The organism is Enterobacter sp. BNK-34, assembly GCF_048684445.1.
Classification (GTDB): Bacteria; Pseudomonadota; Gammaproteobacteria; order Enterobacterales; family Enterobacteriaceae; genus Enterobacter; species Enterobacter pseudoroggenkampii.
In genome coordinates this window covers 4,643,047-4,669,015 of the sequence record NZ_JBLQUA010000001.1, presented here as the reverse complement: position 1 = coordinate 4,669,015, position 25,969 = coordinate 4,643,047, and the positions used below count along the sequence as shown (strand labels likewise).

The 25,969-nt window shown below is 55.7% G+C and carries 27 protein-coding genes and 6 tRNA genes; 20 read left to right on the top strand and 13 right to left on the bottom strand.

Annotated features, from left to right (window positions below):
• The first annotated feature begins 158 nt into the window (after window positions 1-158).
• From ACMGG5_RS22955 to pdxK, 10 genes are all read left to right on the top strand, one after another.
• Window positions 159-584, top strand: a complete 426-nt coding sequence (locus ACMGG5_RS22955; RefSeq protein WP_024907604.1) for a GNAT family acetyltransferase — start codon at window positions 159-161, stop codon at window positions 582-584.
• Window positions 571-1,020 carry a DUF2919 domain-containing protein gene (locus ACMGG5_RS22950; RefSeq protein WP_420278554.1) on the top strand — a complete coding sequence of 150 codons (450 nt, stop codon included), beginning with the start codon at window positions 571-573 and terminating at the stop codon, window positions 1,018-1,020. The genes ACMGG5_RS22955 and ACMGG5_RS22950 overlap by 14 nt, the downstream gene beginning before the upstream one ends.
• Before the next feature lie 63 nt (window positions 1,021-1,083).
• Window positions 1,084-1,659: an RpoE-regulated lipoprotein gene (locus ACMGG5_RS22945; RefSeq protein WP_024907606.1), complete on the top strand. Its 576-nt coding sequence runs from the start codon at window positions 1,084-1,086 to the stop codon at window positions 1,657-1,659.
• A gap of 92 nt (window positions 1,660-1,751) precedes the next feature.
• On the top strand, window positions 1,752-2,651 hold the full coding sequence (locus tag ACMGG5_RS22940; protein WP_023332959.1) for a Dyp-type peroxidase: 900 nt from the start codon (window positions 1,752-1,754) through the stop codon (window positions 2,649-2,651).
• 177 nt (window positions 2,652-2,828) lie between these two features.
• Window positions 2,829-3,842, top strand: coding sequence for a sulfate ABC transporter substrate-binding protein (locus ACMGG5_RS22935; protein WP_032646709.1), 1,014 nt, complete (start codon window positions 2,829-2,831; stop codon window positions 3,840-3,842).
• A complete protein-coding gene (gene cysT / locus ACMGG5_RS22930; RefSeq protein WP_004123378.1) occupies window positions 3,842-4,675 on the top strand; it encodes a sulfate/thiosulfate ABC transporter permease CysT in 834 nt (277 codons plus the stop codon). The genes ACMGG5_RS22935 and cysT overlap by 1 nt, the downstream gene beginning before the upstream one ends.
• Window positions 4,675-5,550, top strand: a complete 876-nt coding sequence (gene cysW, locus ACMGG5_RS22925; protein WP_032646707.1) for a sulfate/thiosulfate ABC transporter permease CysW — start codon at window positions 4,675-4,677, stop codon at window positions 5,548-5,550. The genes cysT and cysW overlap by 1 nt, the downstream gene beginning before the upstream one ends.
• Window positions 5,540-6,634 carry a sulfate/thiosulfate ABC transporter ATP-binding protein CysA gene (cysA, locus tag ACMGG5_RS22920; RefSeq protein WP_008501607.1) on the top strand — a complete coding sequence of 365 codons (1,095 nt, stop codon included), beginning with the start codon at window positions 5,540-5,542 and terminating at the stop codon, window positions 6,632-6,634. Before cysW ends, cysA begins: the two co-directional genes overlap by 11 nt.
• Before the next feature lie 117 nt (window positions 6,635-6,751).
• Entirely contained in the window at window positions 6,752-7,663 is a 912-nt protein-coding gene (cysM, locus tag ACMGG5_RS22915) for a cysteine synthase CysM (protein ID WP_370883420.1), read from the top strand.
• A 5-nt stretch (window positions 7,664-7,668) separates the two neighbouring features.
• Window positions 7,669-8,505 carry a pyridoxine/pyridoxal/pyridoxamine kinase gene (gene pdxK / locus ACMGG5_RS22910; protein WP_407858848.1) on the top strand — a complete coding sequence of 279 codons (837 nt, stop codon included), beginning with the start codon at window positions 7,669-7,671 and terminating at the stop codon, window positions 8,503-8,505.
• A gap of 44 nt (window positions 8,506-8,549) precedes the next feature.
• Here the strand turns inward: pdxK and crr are convergent, their stop codons facing one another.
• From crr to cysZ, 5 genes are all read right to left on the bottom strand, one after another.
• Window positions 8,550-9,059 (bottom strand): PTS glucose transporter subunit IIA, encoded by a 510-nt coding sequence (gene crr, locus ACMGG5_RS22905; RefSeq protein WP_003861316.1) that lies wholly within the window; start codon window positions 9,057-9,059, stop codon window positions 8,550-8,552.
• A gap of 40 nt (window positions 9,060-9,099) precedes the next feature.
• Window positions 9,100-10,827: a phosphoenolpyruvate-protein phosphotransferase PtsI gene (ptsI, locus tag ACMGG5_RS22900; RefSeq protein ID WP_032646702.1), complete on the bottom strand. Its 1,728-nt coding sequence runs from the start codon at window positions 10,825-10,827 to the stop codon at window positions 9,100-9,102.
• 44 nt (window positions 10,828-10,871) lie between these two features.
• Window positions 10,872-11,129 carry a phosphocarrier protein Hpr gene (ptsH, locus tag ACMGG5_RS22895; RefSeq protein WP_000487600.1) on the bottom strand — a complete coding sequence of 86 codons (258 nt, stop codon included), beginning with the start codon at window positions 11,127-11,129 and terminating at the stop codon, window positions 10,872-10,874.
• Window positions 11,130-11,446: 317 nt separating this feature from the next.
• Complete coding sequence (cysK, locus tag ACMGG5_RS22890) at window positions 11,447-12,418, bottom strand: cysteine synthase A (protein WP_014884739.1); 972 nt, start codon at window positions 12,416-12,418, stop codon at window positions 11,447-11,449.
• 163 nt (window positions 12,419-12,581) lie between these two features.
• Window positions 12,582-13,343 (bottom strand): sulfate transporter CysZ, encoded by a 762-nt coding sequence (gene cysZ, locus ACMGG5_RS22885; protein WP_024907612.1) that lies wholly within the window; start codon window positions 13,341-13,343, stop codon window positions 12,582-12,584.
• A 230-nt stretch (window positions 13,344-13,573) separates the two neighbouring features.
• Between cysZ and zipA the strand changes: the two genes are divergently transcribed.
• The 3 genes from zipA (at window position 13,574) to ACMGG5_RS22870 (ending at window position 16,853) form a co-directional block, all read left to right on the top strand.
• Window positions 13,574-14,551, top strand: coding sequence for a cell division protein ZipA (gene zipA / locus ACMGG5_RS22880; RefSeq protein WP_032646698.1), 978 nt, complete (start codon window positions 13,574-13,576; stop codon window positions 14,549-14,551).
• Between the two features lie 69 nt (window positions 14,552-14,620).
• A complete protein-coding gene (ligA, locus tag ACMGG5_RS22875; RefSeq protein WP_061714685.1) occupies window positions 14,621-16,636 on the top strand; it encodes an NAD-dependent DNA ligase LigA in 2,016 nt (671 codons plus the stop codon).
• 1 nt (window position 16,637) lies between these two features.
• A complete protein-coding gene (locus tag ACMGG5_RS22870; protein WP_003861328.1) occupies window positions 16,638-16,853 on the top strand; it encodes a DUF3820 family protein in 216 nt (71 codons plus the stop codon).
• Here ACMGG5_RS22870 and ACMGG5_RS22865 read toward each other — a convergent pair.
• Window positions 16,850-17,845, bottom strand: coding sequence for a bile acid:sodium symporter family protein (locus tag ACMGG5_RS22865; RefSeq protein WP_420278553.1), 996 nt, complete (start codon window positions 17,843-17,845; stop codon window positions 16,850-16,852). The two genes, ACMGG5_RS22870 and ACMGG5_RS22865, sit on opposite strands and share 4 nt — an antisense overlap.
• Window positions 17,846-17,934: 89 nt before the next feature.
• On the opposite strand from ACMGG5_RS22865, the gene ACMGG5_RS22860 reads away from it, so the two are divergent.
• Window positions 17,935-18,870, top strand: coding sequence for a LysR family transcriptional regulator (locus tag ACMGG5_RS22860; protein ID WP_420278552.1), 936 nt, complete (start codon window positions 17,935-17,937; stop codon window positions 18,868-18,870).
• On the opposite strand, the gene ACMGG5_RS22855 is transcribed toward ACMGG5_RS22860, so the two are convergent.
• Window positions 18,867-19,205: a FlxA-like family protein gene (locus ACMGG5_RS22855; RefSeq protein ID WP_024907617.1), complete on the bottom strand. Its 339-nt coding sequence runs from the start codon at window positions 19,203-19,205 to the stop codon at window positions 18,867-18,869. The genes ACMGG5_RS22860 and ACMGG5_RS22855 overlap by 4 nt on opposite strands.
• A 207-nt stretch (window positions 19,206-19,412) precedes the next feature.
• Between ACMGG5_RS22855 and xapA the strand changes: the two genes are divergently transcribed.
• From xapA to ACMGG5_RS22840, 3 genes are all read left to right on the top strand, one after another.
• Window positions 19,413-20,237 carry a xanthosine phosphorylase gene (xapA, locus tag ACMGG5_RS22850; protein ID WP_024907618.1) on the top strand — a complete coding sequence of 275 codons (825 nt, stop codon included), beginning with the start codon at window positions 19,413-19,415 and terminating at the stop codon, window positions 20,235-20,237.
• A 51-nt stretch (window positions 20,238-20,288) separates the two neighbouring features.
• Window positions 20,289-21,545 (top strand): nucleoside permease, encoded by a 1,257-nt coding sequence (locus tag ACMGG5_RS22845; protein ID WP_420278551.1) that lies wholly within the window; start codon window positions 20,289-20,291, stop codon window positions 21,543-21,545.
• Between the two features lie 67 nt (window positions 21,546-21,612).
• Window positions 21,613-22,503 carry a LysR family transcriptional regulator gene (locus ACMGG5_RS22840; RefSeq protein WP_061714688.1) on the top strand — a complete coding sequence of 297 codons (891 nt, stop codon included), beginning with the start codon at window positions 21,613-21,615 and terminating at the stop codon, window positions 22,501-22,503.
• Between the two features lie 47 nt (window positions 22,504-22,550).
• Here ACMGG5_RS22840 and ACMGG5_RS22835 read toward each other — a convergent pair.
• The 4 genes from ACMGG5_RS22835 to ACMGG5_RS22820 form a co-directional block, all read right to left on the bottom strand.
• Window positions 22,551-22,626, bottom strand: a tRNA-Lys gene (locus ACMGG5_RS22835).
• A 4-nt stretch (window positions 22,627-22,630) separates the two neighbouring features.
• Window positions 22,631-22,706: transfer RNA gene (locus tag ACMGG5_RS22830), tRNA-Val, on the bottom strand.
• Between the two features lie 29 nt (window positions 22,707-22,735).
• Window positions 22,736-22,811 (bottom strand) — tRNA-Val (locus ACMGG5_RS22825).
• A 41-nt stretch (window positions 22,812-22,852) separates the two neighbouring features.
• Window positions 22,853-22,928, bottom strand: a tRNA-Val gene (locus tag ACMGG5_RS22820).
• Between the two features lie 258 nt (window positions 22,929-23,186).
• Here ACMGG5_RS22820 and gltX point away from each other — a divergent pair.
• Window positions 23,187-24,602 (top strand): glutamate--tRNA ligase, encoded by a 1,416-nt coding sequence (gltX, locus tag ACMGG5_RS22815; protein WP_024907621.1) that lies wholly within the window; start codon window positions 23,187-23,189, stop codon window positions 24,600-24,602.
• 38 nt (window positions 24,603-24,640) lie between these two features.
• Here the strand turns inward: gltX and ACMGG5_RS22810 are convergent, their stop codons facing one another.
• Together ACMGG5_RS22810 and ACMGG5_RS22805 are read right to left on the bottom strand one after the other, a co-directional pair.
• Window positions 24,641-25,033, bottom strand: a complete 393-nt coding sequence (locus ACMGG5_RS22810; RefSeq protein ID WP_032645222.1) for a YfeC-like transcriptional regulator — start codon at window positions 25,031-25,033, stop codon at window positions 24,641-24,643.
• A 1-nt stretch (window position 25,034) separates the two neighbouring features.
• On the bottom strand, window positions 25,035-25,397 hold the full coding sequence (locus tag ACMGG5_RS22805) for a YfeC-like transcriptional regulator (protein ID WP_024907623.1): 363 nt from the start codon (window positions 25,395-25,397) through the stop codon (window positions 25,035-25,037).
• 217 nt (window positions 25,398-25,614) lie between these two features.
• On the opposite strand from ACMGG5_RS22805, the gene ACMGG5_RS22800 reads away from it, so the two are divergent.
• Together ACMGG5_RS22800 and ACMGG5_RS22795 are read left to right on the top strand one after the other, a co-directional pair.
• A tRNA-Ala gene (locus tag ACMGG5_RS22800) sits at window positions 25,615-25,690 on the top strand.
• A gap of 41 nt (window positions 25,691-25,731) precedes the next feature.
• Window positions 25,732-25,807 (top strand) — tRNA-Ala (locus ACMGG5_RS22795).
• The last annotated feature ends 162 nt before the right edge of the window (window positions 25,808-25,969 follow it).

The window sequence follows — 25,969 nt, the reverse complement described above, 5'->3', positions numbered from 1 at the left end:
GTTACGACAGTCCATATCGAGAATTGTTTTACTTTTCATTTCAATACGTGACAAAGTGACATTATGCCAAATTTTGGCGAGATTTTCCCCGGTTATTGGCTAAAGGCGTGCTTCGCGCCATAATCACTGTTTTTAAACCCGAAAAGGCGGTTAATACCATGGAGATACGCGTTTTTCGCCAGGAAGATTTCGAAGAGGTGATCACCCTTTGGGAGCGCTGCGATCTGCTGCGTCCGTGGAACGATCCGGAAATGGATATCGAACGTAAGGTGAATCATGACGTCAGTCTGTTTCTGGTCGCGGAAGTCAATGGCGAGGTTGTGGGGACGGTAATGGGCGGTTACGACGGCCATCGCGGCTCGGCCTATTATCTGGGCGTTCACCCGGAATACCGTGGCCGCGGCATTGCCAATGCGCTGCTGAACCGACTCGAGAAGAAGCTGATCGCCCGCGGCTGCCCAAAAATCCAGATCATGGTGCGGGAAGATAACGACGTCGTACTGGGCATGTATGAGCGTCTGGGCTATGAACATGCTGACGTGCTGACGTTGGGCAAGCGTCTGATCGAAGATGAAGAGTACTGAGATCCATCCGGCTGACTATGACGCGCAGGGCCGCGTCAGGCTGCCCTTTTTATTCTGGTGCGTTCTGCTGCTCCAGGCCCGGACCTGGGTGCTGTTTGTGATGGCCGCCGCGTCGCGCGGGCAGGGCGACACGCTGCTGAATCTCTTTTATCCCGATCACGACGCCTTCTGGCTCGGACTACTGCCGGGCGTACCGGCGGTGGTGGCGTTTTTGTGCAGCGGCCGGCGGCAGGCGATCCCGCGTTTGTGGCGCGCGCTTCTCGGGCTGCTGATCCTTGCCCAGATTGCGCTGCTCTTCTGGCAGCCGGTACTCTGGTGGTACGGTGAGCCGCTGACGGGCACCGGCGTTGCGCTGGTGGTTGCCGATATTGTGGCGCTGCTGTGGCTGCTGACAAACCCGCGTCTTCGCGCCTGTTTTGCGCCTCAGGATGATTAATCCGGCACTTTTTGCCGATGTCGCACTCCAACAAGCGTTGATTTAATTAGAAAGGACGTTTCAATGAAATCGCTGCGTTTACTTTTATGCGCTCTCCCGCTGGCGTTGACCGGCTGTTCGACGCTCTCCTCCATTAACTGGTCCGCCGCGTATCCGTGGAACTGGTTTGGCTCATCAACGGAAGTGACCGAGCAGGGCGTGGGGAAAATTACCGCCGCGACGGCGCTGGATCAGAATGCTATTCAGGATGCGCTCAGCAGCGATTACCGTCTGCGCAGCGGCATGAAAACGGAGAATGGCAATATTGTTCGCTATTACGAAGCGCTGAAGGGCGATAAGCTGGCGCTGGTGATCAACGGTGACAAAGGCACGGTAAACCGAATTGCGGTGATGGATGAAGATATTCCGACCGCTAGCGGCGTGAAAGTAGGGACCCCGTTTAGCGATCTTTATAAGCAGGCTTTTGGCAATTGCACCAGCTTGCCGTCTGACGACAAGGTCGCGGTGGAATGTAAGGCGGAAGGCAGCCAGCACATCAGCTATGTCTTCACCGGAACCTGGAGCGGACCGGAAGGACTGATGCCGTCTGACGACACGCTCAAGAGCTGGAAAGTGAGCAAAATACTCTGGAAGCAGTAATTTGCGCCTGAACAAACCGCCTCGCTGAAATCCGGGTATAATACCCGCCATCAATGCCACGCTGACGTGGCATCTTTATTTCAGGAGGAGCGATGTCTCAGGTTCAGAGTGGCATTTTGCCAGAACATTGCCGTGCGGCGATTTGGATTGAAGCCAATGTTAAGGGGGACGTGGATGCCCTGCGTGCGGCCAGTAAAGCGTTTGTTGATAAGCTGGCCACCTTCCAGGCCAAATTCCCGGAAGCCCACCTCGGCGCCGTTGTTGCCTTTGGCAATAACGTCTGGCGTCAGTTGAGCGGTGGCGAAGGGGCGGAAGAGCTGAAGGACTTCATCCCTTACGGCAAAGGTCTGGCACCTGCGACCCAATATGATGTGCTGATCCACATTCTCTCCCTGCGTCACGACGTGAACTTTTCCGTTGCCCAGGCCGCTGTGGCGGCCTTTGGCGACAGCATTGAGGTGCAGGAAGAGGTTCACGGATTCCGCTGGGTCGAAGAGCGCGATCTGAGCGGCTTCGTCGACGGGACGGAAAACCCGGCGGGTGAAGAGGTTCGTCGCGACGTGGCGGTGATTAAAGACGGCGTGGACGCGGGCGGCAGCTACGTGTTCGTGCAGCGCTGGGAGCACAACCTCAAGCAGCTTAACCGTATGAGCGTGCACGACCAGGAGATGATGATTGGTCGTACTAAAGAAGCCAACGAAGAGATCGACGGCGACGACCGTCCCGTTACCTCTCACCTGACCCGCGTTGACCTCAAGGAAGACGGCAAAGGGCTGAAGATTGTTCGCCAGAGCCTGCCGTACGGTACCGCAAGCGGCACGCACGGCCTCTACTTCTGCGCCTACTGCGCGCGCCTGTATAACATTGAGCAGCAGCTGCTGAGCATGTTCGGCGATACCGACGGTAAGCGCGACGCCATGCTGCGCTTCACCAAACCGGTGACCGGCGGCTACTACTTTGCGCCGTCCGTTGAGCGTCTGCTGGCGCTGTAAAACCGCTCTCCATACGTAGGCCGGGTAAGCGTTAGCGCCACCCGGCAATTTTCCCCGCACCCCTTATTCCCTTTTCTGCTTCTAAATCACCAAACGGTATATAAAACCGTTACTCCTTTCATCCCCGTTATAAATATTATGACTATAAGATAGTCATCACATTTATAAGGGTGCGCAATGGCCGTTACTGTACTAAAAAAAGGAACTCTGGCGCTGGCAGGTTTACTGCTGGTGGCACAGGCGCAGGCGACTGAACTTTTAAACAGTTCGTATGACGTCTCCCGCGAGCTGTTTGCCGCCCTTAACCCACCGTTCGAACAGCAGTGGGCGAAAGACAATAACGGCGATAAGCTGACCATCAAGCAGTCCCACGCCGGGTCGTCCAAGCAGGCGCTGGCGATTTTGCAGGGCCTGAAAGCGGATGTGGTGACCTACAATCAGGTCACTGACGTGCAGATCCTGCACGACAAAGGCAAGCTGCTTCCGGCGGACTGGCAGAGCCGTCTGCCGAACAACAGCTCGCCGTTCTACTCCACCATGGGCTTTCTGGTCCGTAAGGGCAACCCGAAGAATATCCACGACTGGAGCGACCTGGTCCGTTCCGACGTGAAGCTGATTTTCCCGAACCCAAAAACCTCCGGTAACGCGCGTTATACCTATTTAGCCGCGTGGGGCGCGGCGGACAAGGCTGACGGTAACGATAAAGCCAAAACCGAGCAGTTCATGACCCAGTTCCTGAAAAACGTCGAAGTGTTTGATACCGGCGGCCGTGGGGCGACCACGACCTTCGCAGAACGCGGTCTCGGCGATGTGCTGATCAGCTTTGAATCGGAAGTGAACAACATCCGCAAACAGTACGAAGCGCAGGGCTTCGAGGTGGTTATCCCGAAAACCAACATTCTGGCCGAATTCCCGGTCGCATGGGTGGATAAAAACGTGCAGGCAAACGGTACCGAGAAAGCGGCAAAAGCCTATCTCAACTACCTGTACAGCCCTCAGGCGCAGACCATCATTACCGATTACTACTACCGCGTGAACAACCCGGACGTAATGAACAAACTGAAAGATAAATTCCCGCAGACCGCGCTGTTCCGCGTGGAAGATCATTTTGGCTCCTGGCCTGATGTGATGAAAACGCATTTTGCCAGCGGCGGTGAGTTAGACAAACTGCTGGCGGCGGGGCATAAGTAATGTTTGCAGTTTCGACAAAACGCGTGCTGCCGGGCTTTACCTTAAGCCTCGGGACCAGCCTGCTGTTCGTCTGCCTGATCCTGCTGTTGCCGCTCAGCGCGCTGGTGATGCAGCTTGCGCAGATGAGCTGGGCGCAGTACTGGGACGTGGTCACCAACCCGCAGGTGGTGGCGGCCTATAAGGTGACGCTGCTGTCGGCGTTTGTCGCCTCCATTTTTAACGGCGTGTTTGGCCTGCTGATGGCGTGGATTTTAACCCGCTATCGCTTCCCGGGCCGCACGCTGCTTGACGCTCTGATGGATCTGCCGTTTGCGCTGCCGACGGCGGTGGCGGGCTTAACCCTCGCGTCGCTCTTCTCCGTGAACGGGCTGTACGGCGAGTGGCTGGCGAAATTTGACATCAAGGTGACCTATACCTGGCTCGGTATCGCGGTGGCGATGGCCTTTACCAGCATCCCGTTTGTGGTCCGTACCGTGCAGCCGGTGCTGGAAGAGCTGGGTCCGGAATACGAAGAAGCGGCGGAAACGCTGGGCGCCACGCGCTGGCAGAGCTTCCGCAAGGTGGTGCTGCCGGAGCTCTCTCCGGCGCTGATGGCGGGCGTCGCGCTGTCGTTTACCCGCAGCCTCGGCGAGTTCGGCGCCGTGATTTTTATCGCCGGGAACATCGCCTGGAAAACGGAAGTCACTTCGCTGATGATTTTCATCCGTTTGCAGGAGTTTGATTATCCGGCGGCGAGCGCAATTGCCTCGGTGATCCTCGCAGCCTCGCTGCTGCTGCTGTACTCAATTAACACTCTGCAAAGTCGCTTTGGTCGACGTGTGGTAGGTCACTGATGGCGGAAGTTACGCAATTGAAGCGATACGATGCACCCCGCATCAACTGGGGTAAATGGTTTCTGATTGGGGCGGGCGTGCTGGTTTCCGCCCTCATTCTCGTCGTGCCGACGGTTTATATCTTCGTTCAGGCGTTCAGCAAGGGCCTGATGCCCGCGCTGGAAAACCTGGCAGACCCGGATATGCTGCATGCCATCTGGTTGACCGTAATGATTGCGTTGATCACCGTGCCGGTGAACCTCGTGTTCGGGACTCTGCTGGCCTGGCTGGTGACGCGCTTTAACTTCCCGGGACGTCAGCTGCTGCTGACCCTGCTGGATATTCCTTTCGCCGTATCGCCGGTGGTGGCGGGTCTGGTGTACCTGCTCTTTTACGGCTCCAACGGCCCGCTTGGCGGCTGGCTGGATGCGCATAACCTGCAGATCATGTTCGCCTGGCCGGGTATGGTGCTGGTTACCATCTTCGTGACCTGTCCATTTGTGGTGCGCGAGCTGGTGCCGGTGATGTTAAGCCAGGGGAGCAACGAAGACGAAGCGGCGGTGCTGCTGGGGGCTTCGGGCTGGCAGATGTTCCGCCGCGTGACGCTGCCGAACATTCGCTGGGCGCTGCTTTACGGCGTGGTGCTGACCAACGCCCGCGCGATTGGCGAGTTCGGTGCCGTTTCCGTTGTTTCCGGTTCCATTCGCGGTGAAACCCTGTCGCTGCCGCTACAGATTGAATTGCTGCAGCAGGACTACAACACCATCGGCGCGTTTACTGCCGCAGCGTTGCTGACGCTGATGGCCATTTTGACCCTGTTTTTGAAGAGTGTGGTGCAGTGGCGTTTAGAAAATCAGGAAAAACGTCAGCATCAGGAGGGAAATCATGAGCATTGAGATTGCCAATATTAAGAAGTCTTTTGGTCGCACCCAGGTGCTGAATGATATCTCGCTGGATATCCCTTCCGGACAAATGGTGGCGCTGCTGGGGCCGTCTGGCTCGGGTAAAACTACGCTGCTGCGTATTATCGCCGGGCTTGAGCATCAGACCAGCGGGCATATCCGCTTTCACGGCACCGACGTGAGCCGCCTGCATGCCCGCGATCGTAAAGTAGGTTTTGTGTTCCAGCATTACGCGCTGTTCCGCCACATGACCGTGTTCGACAACATCGCGTTTGGCCTGACCGTGCTGCCGCGTCGCGAGCGCCCGGATGCGGCAACCATTAAGGCGAAGGTGACCAAACTGCTGGAGATGGTGCAGCTGGCTCATCTGGCGGACCGTTTCCCGGCCCAGCTGTCCGGCGGGCAGAAACAGCGTGTGGCGCTGGCGCGTGCGCTGGCCGTTGAGCCGCAAATTCTGCTGCTGGATGAACCTTTCGGCGCGCTGGATGCACAGGTGCGTAAAGAGCTGCGCCGCTGGCTGCGTCAGCTCCATGAAGAGCTGAAATTCACCAGCGTCTTCGTAACCCATGACCAGGAAGAGGCGATGGAAGTCGCGGATCGCGTGGTGGTCATGAGCCAGGGCAACATTGAGCAGGTTGACGAGCCGGAGCAGCTCTGGCGCGAACCGGCGACCCGCTTCGTGCTGGAGTTTATGGGCGAGGTAAACCGTCTTCAGGGTACTATACGCGGTGGGCAGTTCCACGTGGGCGCGCACCGCTGGCCGCTGGGCTATACCTCCGCGCATCAGGGACCGGTCGATCTGTTCCTGCGTCCGTGGGAAGTGGACGTGAGCCGCCGAACCAGCCTGGATTCACCGCTGCCGGTGCAGGTGCTGGAAGCTAGCCCTAAAGGTCACTACACCCAATTGGTGGTACAGCCCCTGGGCTGGTATACCGAGCCGCTGACCGTGGTCATGCGCGACGACGTGCCGCCGCACCGGGGAGAGCGCCTGTTTGTCGGTCTGCAGCACGCCCGTATCTATCACGGCAAGGAGCGCATCGAGACGCGCGAGGATATTGCTCTGGCGGAGTCAGCCTGATAGGTTATTAGGATGTTTATCGCCCGGTGGCGCTGTGCTTACCGGGCCTACAGTTATCACTGCGTCTTGTAGGCCGGGATCGCTGCGCGCGCCCGGCTTTTTTATTGAGTAAAAAACGTGAATACACTCGAAAACACCATCGGCAACACGCCTCTGGTCAAGCTTCAGCGCATGGGGCCAGACAACGGCAGCGAAATCTGGGTCAAACTCGAAGGCAATAACCCGGCGGGGTCGGTGAAAGACCGCGCGGCGCTGTCGATGATTGTCCAGGCCGAAAAGCGCGGCGAGATTAAGCCGGGCGACGTGCTGATTGAAGCCACCAGCGGCAACACCGGTATCGCGCTGGCGATGATTGCGGCGCTGAAAGGCTACCGCATGAAGCTGCTGATGCCGGACAACATGAGCCAGGAGCGCCGCGCCGCGATGCGTGCCTACGGAGCCGAGCTGATTCTGGTGACCAAAGAGCAGGGGATGGAAGGCGCGCGCGACCTGGCGTTAGAAATGGCCGAGCGCGGCGAAGGTAAACTGCTCGATCAGTTTAATAACCCGGACAACCCGTACGCGCACTACACCACCACCGGCCCGGAAATCTGGCAGCAAACCGACGGGCGGATCACTCATTTTGTCTCCAGCATGGGCACTACCGGCACCATTACCGGGGTATCGCGCTTTCTGCGCGAGAAGGATAAAGCCGTCACCATTGTTGGCCTGCAGCCGGAAGAGGGGAGCAGCATTCCGGGCATTCGCCGCTGGCCTGCGGAGTATATGCCCGGCATCTTTAATGCGCAGCTTGTGGACCAGGTGCTGGATCTTCACCAGCGCGAGGCGGAAAATACCATGCGTGAGCTGGCCGTGCGAGAAGGCATCTTCTGCGGCGTCAGCTCGGGCGGCGCGGTAGCGGGTGCGATTCGGGTAGCAAAGGCAAATCCGGGCGCGGTGGTGGTGGCGATTATTTGCGATCGCGGCGATCGCTATCTGTCTACCGGCGTCTTTGGTGAAGAGAGTTATTCGCAGGGGGCGGGGATTTAAGCGTCATGGAGATGATTCTATTCCGGGATAATACCCGGGCGCAGCAAACCGATATTGTCGCCGTGCAGTCGCAGGTGGTTTACGGCAGCGTGGGGAACAGCATTGCGGTACCGAATATTCGTACCCACAGGCTGAACGTTACCGCCGTGCCGACGGTACTGTTTAGCAACACGCCGCACTACGACACATTTTATGGTGGAGTGATCCCCGACGAGTGGTTCAGCGGCTACCTTAAGGCGCTGGAAGAGCGCGAGATCTTGCGCGAGCTTAAAGCGGTCACCACCGGCTATATGGGCAGTGCCAGCCAGATCGTTCTGCTGGCGCAGTGGCTGAAGGCGGTCAAAGCGCAGCATCCCGACCTGCTGGTGCTTGTCGACCCGGTTATCGGCGATATCGACAGCGGAATGTACGTGAAGCCCGAGATCCCCGAAGCGTATCGGGAGCACCTGCTGCCGCTGGCGCAGGGGATTACGCCAAACGTCTATGAACTGGAAGTGTTAAGCGGCAAACCGTGCCGCACGCCGGAAAGCGCCATCGCGGCGGCACAGGGACTGCTCTCTGATAGCCTGAAATGGGTGGCGATCACCAGCGCGCCGGTCGCTGACGACCCGCAAAACATCCACGTGGTGCTGGTGACGAATGAAGGCGTGACCGTCAGCGCGCATCCGCGGGTAGAAACCGATCTGAAAGGGACGGGAGACCTGTTCTGTTCAGAGCTGGTGAGCGGCATTGTTGAGGGGAAAACCGTTGCCGATGCCATTCGCATGGCCGGCGATCGGGTGACGGACGTGATGCTTTATACCCAGTCGAAAGGCTACGACGAGCTCATTCTTCCCGCATAAACAAAAATGGCGCCCGAAGGCGCCATTTTTCTGTGCGGCAAGAATTACTTCTTGATGCGGATAACCGGGGTTTCACCCACGGTGACGCTGCCAGACAGTTTGATCAGTTCTTTGATTTCGTCCATGTTGGAGATAACAACCGGAGTCAGGGTAGACTTGGCTTTTTCTTCCAGCAGTGGCAGATCGAATTCAATCACCGGGTCGCCAACTTTAACACGCTGGCCTTCTTCCGCGATACGTTTGAAGCCTTCGCCTTTCAGTTCAACGGTGTCGATACCGAAGTGAACGAACAGTTCGATACCGCTATCAGATTCGATAGAGAACGCATGGTTGGTTTCAAAAATTTTACCGATGGTGCCGTCAACTGGTGCAACCATTTTGTTGCCAGTTGGTTTGATAGCAATGCCATCACCAACGATTTTCTCAGCAAACACTACATCCGGCACGTCTTCGATGTTGACGATCTCGCCGGAGAGCGGAGCAACAATCTCAATAGTTCCGGAGTCTTTTTTATCATCAGAAACCAGAGATTTCAGTTTATCGAACAAACCCATGATCTTCTCCTAAGCAGTAAATTGGGCCGCATCTCGTGGATTAGCAGATTGTTTTTTCTTCAATGAACTTGTTAACCAGCGTCATTAACTCGTCCGTTGTCGGTTGAGCAAGAGCCTGCTCTGCTAATACCTTCGCATCTTCGAAGTTCGTGTTACGGATAATCTTCTTAATGCGCGGGATGGAAATGGCGCTCATAGAGAATTCGTCCAGACCCATACCCAGCAACAGAAGTGTAGCACGTTCGTCGCCTGCAAGCTCACCACACATGCCAGTCCATTTACCTTCTGCATGAGAAGCATCAATAACTTGCTTGATCAAGTTCAGTACGGACGGTGACATTGGCTGGTAGAGATGTGAAATCATATCATTACCACGGTCAACTGCCAGGGTGTACTGCGTTAAATCATTGGTACCGATACTAAAGAAATCAACTTCTTTGGCTAAATGACGCGCAATGGTCGCCGCCGCTGGTGTTTCCACCATCACGCCGATCTCGATTGACTCGTCAAACGCTTTACCTTCGTCACGCAGTTCCTGTTTGTAGATTTCGATCTCTTTCTTCAGTGCACGCACTTCTTCAACAGAGATGATCATCGGGAACATGATGCGCAGTTTACCGAAAGCAGAGGCACGCAGGATCGCACGAACCTGGTCACGCAGGATCTCTTTACGATCCATCGCGATACGCACGGCACGCCAGCCCAGGAACGGGTTCTCTTCTTTCGGGAAGTTCATGTACGGCAGCTCTTTGTCGCCACCGATGTCCATGGTACGGACGATAACCGCCTGAGAGCCACACGCTTCAGCCACGGCTTTGTAAGCAGCAAACTGCTCTTCTTCCGTTGGCAGCGCGTCGCGGTCCATGAACAGGAATTCTGTACGATAGAGACCGACACCTTCCGCACCGTTGCGCTCAGCGCCATCAACGTCGCGGACGGTACCGATGTTTGCGCACACTTCAACCTGATGGCCGTCCAGGGTGATGGCTGGCAGGTCTTTCAGCTTAGCGAGTTCCGCTTTTTCAGTCGCAACCTGCTCCTGAACCGCGCGCAGTTTATCGATCTCTTCATTGGTTGGGTTGACGTAAACCAGATTGTTTACGGCATCCAGAATCAGATAGTCGCCATTTTTCACCTGAGAGGTGACGCTACCGGTACCCACGATGGCAGGCAGTTCCAGAGAACGAGCCATGATAGAGGTGTGGGAGGTACGGCCGCCCGCGTCGGTGATGAAACCGAGGACCTTTTTCAGGTTCAGCTGTGCGGTTTCAGACGGGGTGAGGTCAGCGGCAACCAGGATCACTTCATCCTGAATCGCGCTCAGGTCGATGATGGCCAGGCCCAGGATGTTGCGCAGCAGGCGCTTACCGATGTCACGTACGTCAGCCGCACGCTCTTTCAGGTATTCATCATCCAGTTCTTCCAGGGCAGTTGCCTGACCTTCGATAACTTCATGCGCAGCCGCGTCGGCCGTCATGCCTTTATCTTTAATCAGGGCTATGATTTCCTGCTCCAGCTCCTCATCTTCGAGCAGCATGATGTGCCCTTCGAAGATGGCTTCTTTTTCTTCACCGAAAGTTTCGCCAGCTTTAGTTTTGATTGCTTCCAGTTGCGCAGATGCCTTGGCACGACCGCTCAGAAAACGTTCAACTTCCTGATCAACCTTGTCGGCAGAAATTTTTTTCCGGTCGATGACGATCTCGTCTTCTTTCAGCAGCAGTGCCTTGCCGAAAGCGATACCCGGGGATGCTAAAATGCCTGAAATCATAACCCTACCTTACTTGTGACTGATATTTAAAAGAACCCGGAAACTTACTCGAGCTCAGCCATCAGTTTAACCAGATGCTCAACTGCTTTCTGCTCGTCTTCACCTTCTGCAGAGATGGTGACAACGGTGCCCTGAGTCAGGCCCAGAGTCTGCAGTTTGAACAGGCTTTTTGCGCTCGCGCTTTTGCCGTTGGAAGTCACAGTGATTTCAGAAGTGAAGCCTTTTGCTTCTTTAACAAACTGAGCAGCAGGGCGGGTGTGCAGACCGTTCGGAGCGGTAATGGTAACTTCTTGCTGGAACATTGTATTTCCCCAACTTATAGGTTTAGTGTTGTGGAACTAAAGTCTAGCCTGGCGACTGAACTTTAGCCTGTATTGTTAGCGCTGACGTTTCGATCGTCATTAAACATTATGCAGCGAAAGCAAGACTTGAACCAAATCATAAAATCGATTCAGCAAGGCTATTTCGTTTGCCGATTAATTTCACGCATCAAAATAATTGCTGGTTTAAATACCAGACCCTTCGGGGTGAAGCAATGCCAGGAGGGGTAAAAGTTTGAAGCAGGCCACAAAAAAGCACCTGAAAAGGTGCTTTTTTACGCGTTATTAACATGCTGGCACTACTGTTGCAGTTCTTTTTCGGTAAACAGATCGGCAAACAGTGCGGTGCTCAAGTAACGCTCACCCGAGGACGGAAGGATAACCACAATATTCTTATTGGTAAAGGCTTCATCTTCCTGAAGCTTGAGCGCTGCCGCAACGGCCGCACCGGAAGAGATACCCGCCAGAATGCCTTCTTCATCCATCAGGCGACGCGCGGTAGAGATGGCTTCTTCGTTAGTGATGGTAACCACTTTATCGATCAGCTTCAGATCCAGGTTGCCCGGAATGAAGCCTGCGCCAATACCCTGAATTTTGTGTGGGCCGGGTTTGAGCTCTTCACCCGCCAGTGCCTGGGTGATAACCGGTGAGTCGGTTGGCTCAACGGCAACGGTGATCAGGTCTTTTTTACCCTTTGTGCCTTTAATATAGCGCGACACGCCGGTCAGCGTACCGCCGGTACCCACGCCGGAGATAAAGACGTCAACCTGGCCGTCGGTATCTTCCCAGATTTCCGGACCGGTGGTCTTCTCGTGAATTTCCGGGTTAGCCGGGTTGCTGAACTGCTGCAGCAGGAGATATTTAGCCGGATCGCTGGCCACAATCTCTTCGGCTTTCTGAATGGCGCCCTTCATGCCCTTCGCGCCTTCGGTCAGCACCAGGTTCGCGCCAAGCGCTTTGAGCAGCTTACGACGCTCGATGCTCATGGTTTCTGGCATGGTCAGCGTCAGCTTGTAGCCGCGCGCGGCAGCCACATAGGCCAGGGCGATACCGGTATTGCCGCTGGTCGGTTCCACCAGCTCAACGCCTGGCTTTAGTACGCCACGTTTTTCAGCATCCCAAATCATGTTTGCACCGATACGGCATTTTACGCTGAAGCTCGGGTTACGTGATTCGACCTTCGCCAGAATGCGTCCATTACCGATACGGTTCAGTCGAACCAGGGGCGTATGACCGATAGTCAGCGAGTTGTCTTCATAAATCTTACTCATGGCCTGTCCTTAACTGTATGAAATTGGGATACCGACCCAGCATACCTGTTGAGCAGGTAGGGGGAAGTAAGGAATTCGCATATCTATATACTGCAAGGAAATAATGGGGATCAGTATGGAATAAGGGGCGGCATAAGCCACCCCTGCTTTACACATTTTTGCATTATTTCCATAACGCGTGCTTAGCACGGTAGCAGTCGACCCACATCGCCGTCGCGCCGCAGACGGCGACGGGCATGATGAACAGATTCAGGAAGGGAATCATGGTGAACAGGCTGGTCAGCGCGCCAAACTGCATATTGGCGACCTTCTGGCTGCGCAGGGCGGTGCGCATCGTTTTAAATGGCACCTTGTGGTTATCGAACGGATAATCACAGTACTGGATGGCCAGCATCCAGGCGCTGAACAGGAACCACAGCACGGGTGCCACCGTCTGGCCAATGCCTGGCACAAAGTAGAGGATAAGCAGCACAACCGCGCGGGGCAGGTACCAGGCAAACTTCTGCCATTCACGCTTCATAATGCGAGGGAGGTCTTTCATGATCCCCCATATGCCCGTGTCCGGCGGCGTCGCGCCGGTAAGCCGCGCTTCCAGCTGTTCCGCCAGCAGACCGTTAAACGGTGCGGCTATCCAGTTCGCAATCGTCGAGAAGAAATAGCCAAACACCAGCAGCACGGAAATCACCGCCACCGGCCAGAGCAGGTAGTTCAGCCACTGCAGCCAGTCCGGCACATGGCTCATCAGCGACGGGATCCAGCTCTCCAGCTTGGTGAACAGCCACCAGAACGCGCCGCCCATCAGAATAATATTGATCAACAGTGGGAGAATGACGAAGCGTCGAATCCCCGGCAGGGAGACCAGTTTCCAGCCCTGAGAAAAATACCAGACGCCGCTGCGCGGGGGAGAAGAAGATGTTGAAACCATAGCCAGGCTGTACTCCTTTTTACACAACCAGTGGAATTGCCCGCCTATATTATCCACTTACGGAGCAATGACCAGTTCGGAAATGTTCGAAAAACCAGCAAAAAGCACGATTTCCTTCATCTTTATGCTGTGAATGCTCTGCACACACTTGCACTTGACGTAAACGGCAAATACTCTTAGTGAGTAAATGTTTGCCGTGGTGGCAAGGTGTTAGAACAACAGAGAATATAATGATGCAGGATTTGCGTCTGATATTAATCATTGTTGGCGCGATCGCCATAATCGCTTTACTGGTACATGGTTTCTGGACCAGCCGTAAAGAGCGTTCCTCGATGTTTCGCGATCGCCCACTGAAGCGCATGAAGTCCAGTCGTGATGACGATGACAGTGAAGATGACATCGACGGCAGCGACGACGACGGCGTGGGTGAAGTTCGTGTTCATCGGGTCAATACTGCGCCCGGCGCAGGCCATGGGGAGCAAGAAGCACCTCGTCCTTCGCAGCACCAGTATCAACCGCCGTATGCTTCCGCACAGCCGCGCCAGCCAGCGCAGCAGCCTGTGGAAGAGCCGGTGCGCCAGCCGCCGCAACAGCCTGTCTATCAGCAGCCTGCCCAGCCGGTTCAACAGCAACCGGTGCAGCAGCCCGTGCAACAACAGCCTGCTCAGCCGGTACAACAACCGCAGCAGCCTGTTCATGTACAGCCTGCGCCTCAGCCCGCTCCGGCACCGCACGTTGAGCCTGAGCCCGTTGTAGAGCCAGAGCCGGTTGTTGAAAAACCGCAGCGTAAAGAAGCGGTGATCATTATGAACGTGGCCGCGCATCACGGTAGCCATCTCAACGGTGACGTGCTGCTTAACAGTATTCAACAGGCAGGCTTCAAGTTTGGCGATATGAACATTTTCCATCGCCACCTGAGTCCTGACGGTAGCGGCCCGGCGCTGTTCAGCCTGGCCAACATGGTTAACCCTGGCACCTTTGATCCGGAAATGACCGGTGATTTCGTGACCCCGGGTGTGACTATCTTTATGCAGGTGCCGTCCTACGGCGACGAACTGCAAAACTTTAAGCTGATGCTGCAGTCTGCCCAGCATATCGCTGACGAAGTCGGCGGTGTGGTGCTCGACGATCAGCGTCGAATGATGACCCCGCAGAAACTGCGCGAGTATCAGGACCGCATCCGCGAAGTTAAGGAAGCCAACGCGTAATCGCCGCGTTGACTTCAACTCCTCCTCAACCCCCGCCTGTCGGGGGTTTTTTCTCATTGATGGTGCGATATGGACTCAATCGAACAACAACTCACTGAACTGCGAACCACGCTTCGCCATCATGAATACCTCTATCATGTTATGGACGCACCGGAAGTTCCGGACGCGGAGTATGACCGCCTGATGCGCGAGCTGCGCGAATTAGAGGCGCAGCATCCTGACCTCATCACACCGGATTCCCCCACCCAGCGCGTCGGCGCTGAGCCGCTGGGGGCTTTTAGCCAGGTGCGTCATGAAGTGCCGATGCTGTCGCTGGATAACGTCTTCGATGAAGAGAGCTTCCTCGCGTTTAACAAGCGCGTGCAGGATCGCCTGAAAAGCAGCGACTCCCTCACCTGGTGCTGCGAGCTGAAGCTGGATGGCCTGGCAGTCAGCCTTCTCTACGAAAACGGCGTGCTGGTACGCGCCGCGACGCGTGGCGACGGCACGACGGGTGAAGACATCACCACCAACGTGCGTACCATCCGAGCGATCCCGCTGAAGCTGCAGGGCGACAACATTCCTGCGCGTCTGGAAGTGCGCGGCGAAGTGTTCCTGCCCCAGGCGGGCTTCGAGAAAATTAACGAAGAGGCGCGTCGCACCGGTGGGAAGGTGTTTGCTAACCCGCGTAATGCGGCGGCGGGCTCTCTGCGCCAGCTTGACCCGCGTATCACCGCGAAGCGACCGCTTACTTTCTTCTGCTACGGCGTCGGTATTCTGGAGGGCGGCGAGCTGCCGGATACCCATCTCGGGCGTCTGCTGCAGTTTAAAGCGTGGGGCCTGCCGGTGAGCAACCGCGTTCAGCTCTGCGACTCGCCGGAAGCGGTACTGGCTTTCTACCACAAAGTGGAAGAGGACCGTCCGACGCTCGGGTTTGATATTGATGGCGTGGTCATCAAGGTGAACTCACTGGCGCTGCAGGAGCAGCTGGGCTTTGTGGCGCGCGCGCCGCGCTGGGCGGTGGCGTTTAAGTTCCCGGCTCAGGAGCAGATGACCTTCGTCCGCGACGTGGAGTTCCAGGTCGGCCGTACGGGCGCCATTACCCCGGTTGCCCGTCTGGAGCCTGTGCAGGTTGCGGGCGTGCTGGTGAGTAATGCCACGCTGCATAACGCCGATGAAATCGAACGCCTGGGCCTGCGCATTGGTGACAAAGTGGTGATTCGCCGCGCGGGCGACGTGATCCCGCAGGTGGTTAACGTTGTGGAGTCAGAACGTCCTGATGATACGCGCGAAATTGTCTTCCCGACCCATTGCCCGGTGTGCGGATCTGACGTAGAGCGTGTGGAAGGTGAAGCGGTGACGCGCTGCACGGGGGGCTTAATCTGTGGCGCACAGCGTAAAGAGTCACTGAAGCACTTCGTCTCCCGTCGGGCGATGGACGTCGACGGCATGGGCGATAAAATTATCGATCAGCTGGTTGAGAAAGAGTATGTCCACACGCCAGCGGATCTCTTCAAACTGACGGCGGGCAAACTGACTGGTCTGGACCGCATGGGGCCGAAGTCAGCCCAGAACGTGGTTAACGCGCTGGAAGCCGCCAAAGAGACCACCTTCGCCCGCTTCCTGTACGCGCTGGGCATTCGTGAAGTGGGTGAAGCAACCGCAGCAGGTCTGGCAGCATACTTTGGTACGCTGGAGGCGCTGGAAAAGGCGAGCATCGAGGAGCTGCAGAAAGTTCCGGATGTCGGCATCGTTGTCGCCACGCACGTCTTTAACTTCTTCGCCGAAGAGAGCAACCGCGAAGTCATCGGCAAACTGCTGGAAGAGGGCATCAGGTGGCCAGCACCGGTAGTGGTCAACGCCGAAGAGATCGACAGCCCGTTCGCCGGTAAAACGGTGGTGCTGACCGGCAGCCTGAGCCAGCTTTCACGCGACGATGCAAAAGCGCGTCTGGTGGCGCTGGGGGCAAAAGTGGCGGGCAGCGTGTCGAAGAAAACCGACCTGGTGATCGCCGGGGAAGCGGCGGGTTCTAAGCTGGCGAAAGCCCAGGAGCTCGGCATTGAGGTTATCGACGAAGCGGAAATGATGCGTCTGTTAGGAGAGTAACGTGGAGAAAGAGCAGCTCGTTGAGATCGCCAATACCGAGATGCCGTTCGGTAAATACAAGGGCCGCAGGCTGATCGATTTGCCGGAGGAGTATCTGCTGTGGTTTGCCCGCAAGGATGAATTCCCGGCAGGGCGACTGGGCGAGCTGATGGCTATCACGTTACTGATCAAAACCGAGGGGCTGACCCAGCTGGTTCAGCCCCTGAAACGCCCTTAAGCCTTCGCGGCGCGGGTCTCTTCCTGCGCCAGCTTTTCGGTCTGGCGTTTGTAGCGACGCGCCAGCACCGCGCAGACCATCAGCTGGATCTGATGGAAAATCATCAGCGGCAGCACCATCATTCCAATCACCGAGGTCGGGAACAGAATGTTGGCCATCGGGATACCGTTAGCCAGACTCTTCTTCGAACCGCAGAACACAATCGTAATTTCATCCGCTTTGTTGAAGCCGCACTTGCGTGCCACAAAGACGTTTACCGCTATTACAATCGCCAGCAGGACAATGCTGACCACCACGATAAACAGCAGCGAGCCTGCCCCCACCTTGTGCCAGATCCCGTTCACGACCGCTTCGCTGAAGGCAGAGTAAACCACCAGCAGAATCGAGGTCTGGTCGGTTTTTGAGATCCACTTTTTATGCTTCACCACAAATGCGCCGGTCCACGGACGGGAGAGATGGCCCAGGACAAACGGCAGCAACAGCTGCAGACAAATTCTTCCGACCTGCTCCAGGTTACCTTCCGCCCCGTGCATGTTCATCAGCAGGCCCACCAGCAGCGGAGAGACGAAAATCCCTAACAGGCTGGATGCGGATGCCGAGCAGACCGCGGCCGCCACGTTGCCGCCTGCCAGCGAGGTAAAAGCGATGGCGGACTGCACGGTGGCCGGCAGAATACAGAGATACAGGAAGCCGGTGTAGAGCGCCGGGTCGACGTTAACCGGTGCCCACCAGGCAAACAGCACCCCGAGGATCGGGAAGAGAATAAAGGTGCTACACATCACCCACAGATGCAGTCGCCAGTGTCCGCCGCCTGCGATAATGGCTTCGCGGGAGAGTTTGGCGCCGTGCATAAAGAACAGCAGGGCGATGGCCGCCGTGGTCAAGCCTTCAAAGAATGGGACGAAACCGCCGCGAGCCGGGAAAAACGAGGCCAGTAAAACGGTAACCACCAGGGTAAGCGTGAACGGATCAAGGATACGAAAAAGTTTCATAATCTCTCCTGAAAACAGATGTCGCTATTGTGCTTTCTTCCGTTTGAGAAATAAAATTGATTTATTGCATCCATTCATGAATTAAATAGATGAATTATTCATTACGTCAGCTTCGTGTTTTTGTCACCGTGGCGCAGGCTCGTAGTTTTAGCCGGGCAGGGGAGATGATTGGCCTGAGCCAGTCGGCGGTCAGCCACAGCGTGAAAGAGCTGGAGAATCAGACCGGGGTGAAGTTGCTTGACCGCACCACGCGCGAAGTGGTGTTGACCGAAGCAGGTCAGCAGCTGGCCCTGCGCCTCGAGCGGCTGCTGGATGAGCTGAACAGCACGCTCAGAGACGTGGGGAGGCTGGGGCAGCAGCTTTCGGGTACCGTGCGGGTCGCGGCCAGCCAGACGATCTCTGCGCACCTTATTCCGCAGTGTATAGCCGAGGGCAGTCATCGCTACCCGGACATTGATTTTGTCCTGCATGACAGGCCGCAACAGTGGGTGCTGGAGAGCATCCGTCAGGGAGATGTGGATTTTGGTATTGTTATCGATCCCGGTCAGGTGAGCGATCTGGCGTGCGAAAGCATACTTTCGGAGCCCTTTTTGCTGCTCTGTCGTGACGACGATCCGCTGGCCACATTGCCGGAAGTCAGCTGGCAGTCCCTGCAGGGCGCGAACCTGGTTTTACAGGATTATGCCTCGGGCAGCCGTCCGCTGATTGATTCCGCGCTGGTGAATCAGGGCGTAGAGGCAACGATTGTCCAGGAGATTGGTCACCCGGCGACGCTGTTTCCGATGGTGGAAGCCGGGATTGGCATCAGCGTGTTGCCAGCCCTGGCGCTTCCCCTGCCGCAGGGAAGCCGGCTGGCCGTCAAGCGATTAACGCCCGTTGTCGAGCGAAAGCTGATGCTGGTGCGGCGAAAAAATCGTTCACTCTCGGGGGCGGCGCAGGCTATCTGGGAAGTGGTGCGTATTCAGGCACAACGATTAACCGAAGCCCGCATACGCGACCCACTGTTTAACGCATCAGAAGATTAGATGTAGATATCGATCTGATTTTTGTCTGACGGGCTGTTCACTCCTTCCACTTTGCCCAGTTTTTGATCCTGCTTCTTCTGGGCCTCTTCAGCCTGCTGGCGCTGCAGTGCGGCGAGCTGCGCCTGCAGCACTTTGATCTGGGTCTGAATAAGTTCCTGCTGCTTCTTCTTCTCATCCGTGCTGACGGGGCTGTTCGCCAGCTCTTTTAACTGCTGGGTCAGCTTTTTGATCTTGTCGAGAATGCGGGTGATTTGCGCAGAGATATCGTTACTGCTCGAAGTGCCACTCGCGCCGCTGGTTTGAATCTGTTGGGTTGAAGCCTGAATGGTCGTCATACTTTTTCCTCGCGTTATAAAACAGAGGTATCGGCACCGACGGGATTAGCTTGAGCAAAACTGCCATATCTGGCAGGGAGTTGCATCGATACACAATCAGTATTGATGGTGCGGTGAAAGTGTATTGGAGGTCACCGGCAGGCTGCGGATATAAGACGTAAGTCATGCGATCCCCGCTATCGCGATTTTCATCCTTAAGGAGCCTCTATGACCCTCTCGAATAACCCGTGGTACTGCGCCGATATCATTCGCGCCGCTAAGCCGAACTTCACGCCTCGCGTGGCGTTTATTCTCGGCTCTGGCCTGGGCGCACTTGCCGACCAGATTGATGACGCCGTTTCCCTGAGCTACGAAAAGCTGCCGGGCTTCCCGGTGAGCACCGTGCATGGCCATGCCGGCGAGCTGGTGCTCGGGCATCTGGCCGGGGTGCCGGTTGCCTGCATGAAGGGGCGCGGCCATTTCTATGAAGGGCGCGGGATGACCATCATGACCGATGCGATCCGCACCTTTACGCTGCTGGGGTGCGAGCTGCTGTTTAGCACCAATGCGGCGGGCTCACTGCGCCCGGAGGTTCAGCCAGGAAGCCTGGTTGCCCTGAGCGACCATATCAACACCATGCCGGGCACGCCGATGGTGGGGCTGAACGATGAGCGCTTTGGCGATCGTTTCTTCTCTCTGGCCAATGCTTACGACGCGGATTACCGTGCCGTTCTGCAAACCGTGGCAACGAAAGAAGGCTTCCCGCTGCATGAAGGGGTGTTTGTCTCTTATCCCGGCCCGAACTTTGAGACGGCGGCCGAGATCCGCATGATGCAAATTATCGGCGGCGATGTGGTGGGCATGTCCGTGGTGCCGGAAGTGATTTCCGCCCGTCACTGCGGCCTGAAGGTCGTGGCCGTTTCTGCAATTACCAATCTCGCCGAAGGGCTGGGGGAGGTCAAACTCTCGCATGAACAAACCCTCGCTGCCGCCGAGCTCTCCCGCCAGAACTTTATCAATCTTATCTGCGGTTTTCTTCGCCATATTGCCTGAGTAAAACAATAAAGTGGCCCGCCAGGGCCACAATGCTATAAGGAATGGGTTATGAACATCACGACTCGCTTAAAGCTGATGTCCTTTATGCAATATTTTATCTGGGGGAGCTGGCTGGTAACCCTCGGCGCTTACATGATTAACACCCTACACTTTACCGGCTCCGACGTGGGCATGGTGTACAGCTCCAAAGGACTTGCCGCGATTGTTATGCCCTCGCTGGTGGGAATTATTGCCGACAAATGGCTGCGGGCAGATCGTGCTTACGTGATTTGCCACCTCGTCTGCGCCGTCGCGCTCTGCTATGCCGCACAGGTCAATGAGCCTGGCCTGATGTTCTGGGTCATGCTGGTGAATGCGATGGCCTTCATGCCCACGATTGCGCTGTCGAATACGATTTCTTACTCATGTCTTGAACAGGCAGGGCTGGATACGGTGAGCCATTTTCCGCGAGGACGGGTGTATGGCACCGTGGGCTTTATTGCCGCGATGTGGGCCATAAGCCTGATGGGGGCGGAGCTGAGCAACGTGCAGCTCTATATTGCGGCTGCCGCGTCCCTGCTGCTGGCGCTCTATTCTCTGACATTGCCAGCCATTCCAGTTGCACAGGCGAAAACCTCTCAGTCGCTGGCAAGCAAGCTGGGCCTCAATGCGTTTATCCTGTTTAAACAGCCCCGCATGGCGGTGTTCTTTTTATTCGCGATGCTGCTGGGCGCCGTGCTGCAGATAACCAACACGTTTGGCAGCCCCTTTCTGCATGATTTTGCGCGTAATCCGGCGTATGCAGATAGCTTTATTGTCAAATACCCGTCCATCCTGCTCTCCGTTTCGCAAATGTCTGAGGTGTTCTTCATTCTGACCATTCCGTACTTCCTCGGACGCTTTGGCATTAAAGCCGTTATGCTGATGAGCATGGTGGCCTGGATGCTGCGGTTCGGTCTATTCGCCTTTGGCGATCCGTCCGCGACGGGCTTCGTGCTGCTCATGCTCTCAATGATTGTCTACGGCTGCGCGTTCGACTTCTTCAATATTTCCGGCTCGGTATTTGTTGAACAGGAGGTCAGCGCCGATATCCGCGCCAGCGCGCAAGGGCTGTTTATGACGACCGTTAACGGTATCGGGGCGTATTTCGGATCGGTATTGAGCGGTATGGCCGTTGATTATTTCTCGCTGGACGGGGTGAAGGACTGGCAGACGATCTGGCTGGTATTTGCGGCCTATGCCCTGGCGCTCGCGGTAGTCTTTTACTTCAGCTTTAACTATCGCCACACCAGCAAAAACAGCGGGATGCGCACAGTTGCGCACTAAATTTCCCCTCCGGACGCGGAAAGGCTTTAAGGTAGGCGCATAAGTGTTATCGCCAGGATATGTTTTGATGGAACGCGTCTATCGGACCGATCTCAAGCTGCTGCGCTATTTTCTGGCCGTGGCGGAGGAACTGCATTTTGGACGGGCTGCGGCCCGTCTCAATATGTCTCAGCCGCCGTTAAGCCTGCATATTAAAGAGCTGGAAAGCCAGCTGGGCACGTTATTGTTTATTCGCCACTCGCGGAGCGTCGCGTTGACGCATGCCGGTAAAGTGCTGATGGAAGAGTCACGGCGGCTGCTCGCCAGCGCAAACCAGGCTCTGGCTCGCGTCGAGCAAATTGGCCGGGGGGAAGCAGGGCGCATTGAGCTGGGGATTGTGGGCACCGCCATGTGGAGTGAGGTGCGCACGGTTATGCGCGCTTTTTTGAAAGAACATCCGAATGTTGATGTCGTTTTTCGCGAGAAATCCCCGGTCATGCAGATGGCGCTGCTTGAGCGCCGGGAGCTGGATGTCGGGATCTGGCGAATGGCAACGGAACCTACCGCGGGGTTTACCAGCGTGCGGTTACGTGAGGCGGCTTTTCTGGTGGCGATGCCGGAAGATCACCGGCTGGTCAGGGAACCTTCTATTGCGCTCGCAGAATTGCAGGACGAGTATTTTGTCACGATGCCGTCGGCTCACTCTGACTGGGCGTTTTTACATCGCGTCTGCCAGCAGGCCGGTTTTTCGCCGATGATTGTGCGCGAAGCCGTTGAACCGCAAACGGTGCTGGCGATGATCAGCATGGGCATGGGAATTACGCTCGCCGCAGACAGCTACGCGCAAATGCAGTGGCCGGGCGTGGTGTTCCGTCCGCTGAAAGAGCGGATACCGGCAGATTTATATGTGGTGTATGACGAGAAGCAGGCGACGCCAGCGGTGAAGACGTTAATTGCGACGTTGACGGCTGGGAAGTAGACAAATCGCAGATAGCAAAAAAGCGCCTTTAGGGCGCTTTTTTACATTGGTGGGTCGTGCAGGATTCGAACCTGCGACCAATTGATTAAAAGTCAACTGCTCTACCAACTGAGCTAACGACCCGAAATGGTGGGCGATGACGGGCTCGAACCGCCGACCCCCTCCGTGTAAAGGAGATGCTCTACCAACTGAGCTAATCGCCCATTTCGGAACTGCTGCGATAAGGTGAGAATGGTGGGCGATGACGGGCTCGAACCGCCGACCCCCTCCGTGTAAAGGAGATGCTCTACCAACTGAGCTAATCGCCCAATCTCAATTCTTATCTACACTGCGAGTCTACCGAAGTAGATGGTGGGTGATGACGGGCTCGAACCGCCGACCCCCTCCGTGTAAAGGAGATGCTCTACCAACTGAGCTAATCACCCCCGCTGTGTGGAGTCGCATTATAGGGAGAGTTGAAAATGAGTCAACGCATTTTCTAAAGTTTTTATTCGTTCGTCGTAAAATTAAACAAAACGATCGCGAAACGGGCTGTGGCGCATGATTTCTAAACAAAAATCGCAAACCCGGTCATGATAAAGGGATCAACATTGAGGATTCCCCCCACAGTGATAGAATATTGCCCATCGTTTTTTCCCCAGGATTTGCCGATTGCCGGCATCTTTATAACGTAAGGCCATTTCATGAAAATCAAAACTCGCTTCGCGCCGAGCCCGACAGGCTATCTGCACGTCGGTGGTGCACGTACCGCTCTCTATTCCTGGCTTTTCGCACGCCACAACAAAGGTGAGTTCGTGCTGCGTATTGAAGACACCGATCTTGAGCGCTCCACGCCGGAAGCAATTGAAGCCATTATGGATGGGATGAACTGGCTGAATCTGGAATGGGACGAAGGCCCGTATTTCCAGACCAAACGCTTTGACCGCTATAACGCCGTCATTGATGAGATGCTGGTCGCGGGCACGGCGTATAAGTGCTACTGCTCAAAAGAGCGTCTGGATGCGCTGCGCGAAGAGCAGATGGCGAACGGTGAGAAGCCGCGTTATGACGGCCGCTGCCGCCACGACCACAGCGAGCATGCTGCTGATGAGCCTTGCGTCGTGCGTTTTGCTAACCCGCAGGATGGCTCGGTGATCTTTGACGACCAGATCCGTGGCCCGATCGAATTCAGCAACCAGGAGCTGGACGATCTGATCATCCGTCGCACCGATGGTTCCCCAACCTACAACTTCTGTGTTGTGGTTGACGACTGGGATATGGAAATTACCCACGTTGTGCGCGGTGAAGACCACATCAACAACACGCCACGTCAGATCAACATCCTGAAGGCGCTGAACGCGCCGGTGCCTGTTTATGCGCACGTCTCCATGATCAACGGTGATGACGGCAAAAAACTGTCTAAACGTCACGGTGCGGTGAGCGTCATGCAGTATCGTGACGACGGTTATCTGCCGGAAGCGCTGCTGAACTATCTGGTGCGCCTGGGCTGGGCCCACGGTGATCAGGAGATCTTCAGCCGCGAAGAGATGATCGAACTGTTCTCTCTGAGCTCTGTGAGCAAATCAGCGAGCGCATTTAATACCGACAAGCTCCTGTGGCTGAACCATCACTACATCAATACCATGCCGCCAGAATATGTGGCGACGTATCTGCAGTGGCACATTGAGCAGGCAAATATTGATACCCGCACTGGCCCTGAGCTGGCGGATCTGGTGAAACTGCTCGGCGAGCGCTGCAAAACCCTGAAAGAGATTGCCGAAAGCTGCCGCTACTTCTATGAAGAGTTTGATGCGTTCGACGCGGACGCCGCGAAGAAACACCTCCGTCCGGTTGCACGTCAGCCGCTGGAAGTGGTGCGTGATAAGCTGGCTGCCCTCACCGAGTGGACCGCTGAGAATGTGCATCACGCCATTCAGGCGACGGCAGACGAGCTGGAAGTCGGCATGGGTAAAGTCGGTATGCCACTGCGCGTCGCGGTGACCGGTGCGGGTCAGTCTCCGGCGCTGGACGTAACGGTTCATGCCATCGGCAAGTCGCGCAGCGTGGCGCGCATTAACAAGGCGCTGGACTTCATCGCTGAACGTGAAAATCAGCAGTAATCACGTCTACAAAAACGGCAGGGTAACCTGCCGTTTTTTTATGCCTCTTTTTCCGCGATACCCAGACGTGTAAGAAAACCGTGTATACCCTCGCGTTTCAATAAAGCGTCCAGACGCTTCTGCTCTGACGGAGTCATACTCTCCAGCGTCTCAATAATGCCCGGAGACAGGTTTGAAGAGGGTCCATTATAGGCAGACGTGGCCTCAGCGAGATGGTAAACCGCCTGACGGTTACGGATCGCTGGAAGGCTTATAATATGTTCCTTCACGCGCGCATCAACATGAATGAGCCGAGCCCGACCCCCCTTTACGCCGTTGAGTCCTTCCGTTTTCCACCCCTGCTGGCGTATCCAGCGATTAACCGTTTGTCTGGCAACGCCTAAACACTCCGCCAGCTCTTCCGTGGTCATTTTGCTACGTAATTTTTTCATATCAGTTCTGATCGCGAATCCCTAAACGTTGCAACAATCCGGTAATCCCTTCCCGCATTAACAGCGATGTCATCTGCTTCTGCTCTTCCGGCGTCATTTCATTGGCTAGCGTCAGGAGTAGGGTGTGAAGCGAACCGTCAAGGCTGGTGCCTTCCGGCAGTTCGGACGTTTCACTTGCCCGACGTGCGCTGCGGATAAAGTCACGGACTTTTTCGTTCACATGCACCAGGCGCGCTTTCCCGCCCTGGACGCCTGGCTTTGGTGATGTAATCCAACCCTCTTTGCGTACCCATTTATTGATGGTCTGGCGGCTATAGCCAGTGAGGAGGGCTAACTCTTCTGGCGTCATTCGTTCCTTGATCATGCAATTTCCTGAATATCTGTGGGGTTAATTAACGGCTCATTTTATAGCACCGTTTTACGTGAAAACGTGACAGGCTTAACTCCTGACTGCGAGCAGGCTCGCAAAGTGATTCATTTGCATGATTTTTCGGCGATTGAATGGCTTGAATTGATTTTGCCGTTGACACTCCGCAGCGGAATTCATATTATGCCGCCCGTCAACATGACAGCTTTACGATGGGGCTATAGCTCAGCTGGGAGAGCGCTTGCATGGCATGCAAGAGGTCAGCGGTTCGATCCCGCTTAGCTCCACCAAACTCTGAACCCAACAGAGTGCGGTTAGTAAAGTAACATGTGGGGCTATAGCTCAGCTGGGAGAGCGCTTGCATGGCATGCAAGAGGTCAGCGGTTCGATCCCGCTTAGCTCCACCAAAATTGTAAACCCTCGTCAAAAGACGAGGGTTTTTTTATGTGTTTGTAACACCCTCTCCCGTATTTTGTTATCAAAAAGAAGGTATTCTCGTACCTCACCTCAATCGACATCAATAAAGCAGTCTATAAATAGACTTGAACTTGATTCGTGCAATTAATAAA

What these genes read in the sequence shown, in the direction of transcription:
- ACMGG5_RS22955 (WP_024907604.1), top strand. Translation starts at nt 159, where the DNA reads ATGGAGATACGCGTTTTTCGCCAGGAAGATTTCGAAGAGGTGATCACC.
- ACMGG5_RS22950 (WP_420278554.1), top strand. Translation starts at nt 571, where the DNA reads ATGAAGAGTACTGAGATCCATCCGGCTGACTATGACGCGCAGGGCCGC.
- ACMGG5_RS22945 (WP_024907606.1), top strand. Translation starts at nt 1,084, where the DNA reads ATGAAATCGCTGCGTTTACTTTTATGCGCTCTCCCGCTGGCGTTGACC.
- ACMGG5_RS22940 (WP_023332959.1), top strand. Translation starts at nt 1,752, where the DNA reads ATGTCTCAGGTTCAGAGTGGCATTTTGCCAGAACATTGCCGTGCGGCG.
- ACMGG5_RS22935 (WP_032646709.1), top strand. Translation starts at nt 2,829, where the DNA reads ATGGCCGTTACTGTACTAAAAAAAGGAACTCTGGCGCTGGCAGGTTTA.
- cysT (WP_004123378.1), top strand. Translation starts at nt 3,842, where the DNA reads ATGTTTGCAGTTTCGACAAAACGCGTGCTGCCGGGCTTTACCTTAAGC.
- cysW (WP_032646707.1), top strand. Translation starts at nt 4,675, where the DNA reads ATGGCGGAAGTTACGCAATTGAAGCGATACGATGCACCCCGCATCAAC.
- cysA (WP_008501607.1), top strand. Translation starts at nt 5,540, where the DNA reads ATGAGCATTGAGATTGCCAATATTAAGAAGTCTTTTGGTCGCACCCAG.
- pdxK (WP_407858848.1), top strand. Translation starts at nt 7,669, where the DNA reads ATGGAGATGATTCTATTCCGGGATAATACCCGGGCGCAGCAAACCGAT.
- crr (WP_003861316.1), bottom strand. Translation starts at nt 9,059, where the DNA reads ATGGGTTTGTTCGATAAACTGAAATCTCTGGTTTCTGATGATAAAAAA.
- ptsI (WP_032646702.1), bottom strand. Translation starts at nt 10,827, where the DNA reads ATGATTTCAGGCATTTTAGCATCCCCGGGTATCGCTTTCGGCAAGGCA.
- ptsH (WP_000487600.1), bottom strand. Translation starts at nt 11,129, where the DNA reads ATGTTCCAGCAAGAAGTTACCATTACCGCTCCGAACGGTCTGCACACC.
- cysK (WP_014884739.1), bottom strand. Translation starts at nt 12,418, where the DNA reads ATGAGTAAGATTTATGAAGACAACTCGCTGACTATCGGTCATACGCCC.
- cysZ (WP_024907612.1), bottom strand. Translation starts at nt 13,343, where the DNA reads ATGGTTTCAACATCTTCTTCTCCCCCGCGCAGCGGCGTCTGGTATTTT.
- zipA (WP_032646698.1), top strand. Translation starts at nt 13,574, where the DNA reads ATGATGCAGGATTTGCGTCTGATATTAATCATTGTTGGCGCGATCGCC.
- ligA (WP_061714685.1), top strand. Translation starts at nt 14,621, where the DNA reads ATGGACTCAATCGAACAACAACTCACTGAACTGCGAACCACGCTTCGC.
- ACMGG5_RS22865 (WP_420278553.1), bottom strand. Translation starts at nt 17,845, where the DNA reads ATGAAACTTTTTCGTATCCTTGATCCGTTCACGCTTACCCTGGTGGTT.
- ACMGG5_RS22860 (WP_420278552.1), top strand. Translation starts at nt 17,935, where the DNA reads ATGAATTATTCATTACGTCAGCTTCGTGTTTTTGTCACCGTGGCGCAG.
- ACMGG5_RS22855 (WP_024907617.1), bottom strand. Translation starts at nt 19,205, where the DNA reads ATGACGACCATTCAGGCTTCAACCCAACAGATTCAAACCAGCGGCGCG.
- xapA (WP_024907618.1), top strand. Translation starts at nt 19,413, where the DNA reads ATGACCCTCTCGAATAACCCGTGGTACTGCGCCGATATCATTCGCGCC.
- ACMGG5_RS22845 (WP_420278551.1), top strand. Translation starts at nt 20,289, where the DNA reads ATGAACATCACGACTCGCTTAAAGCTGATGTCCTTTATGCAATATTTT.
- ACMGG5_RS22840 (WP_061714688.1), top strand. Translation starts at nt 21,613, where the DNA reads ATGGAACGCGTCTATCGGACCGATCTCAAGCTGCTGCGCTATTTTCTG.
- gltX (WP_024907621.1), top strand. Translation starts at nt 23,187, where the DNA reads ATGAAAATCAAAACTCGCTTCGCGCCGAGCCCGACAGGCTATCTGCAC.
- ACMGG5_RS22810 (WP_032645222.1), bottom strand. Translation starts at nt 25,033, where the DNA reads ATGAAAAAATTACGTAGCAAAATGACCACGGAAGAGCTGGCGGAGTGT.
- ACMGG5_RS22805 (WP_024907623.1), bottom strand. Translation starts at nt 25,397, where the DNA reads ATGATCAAGGAACGAATGACGCCAGAAGAGTTAGCCCTCCTCACTGGC.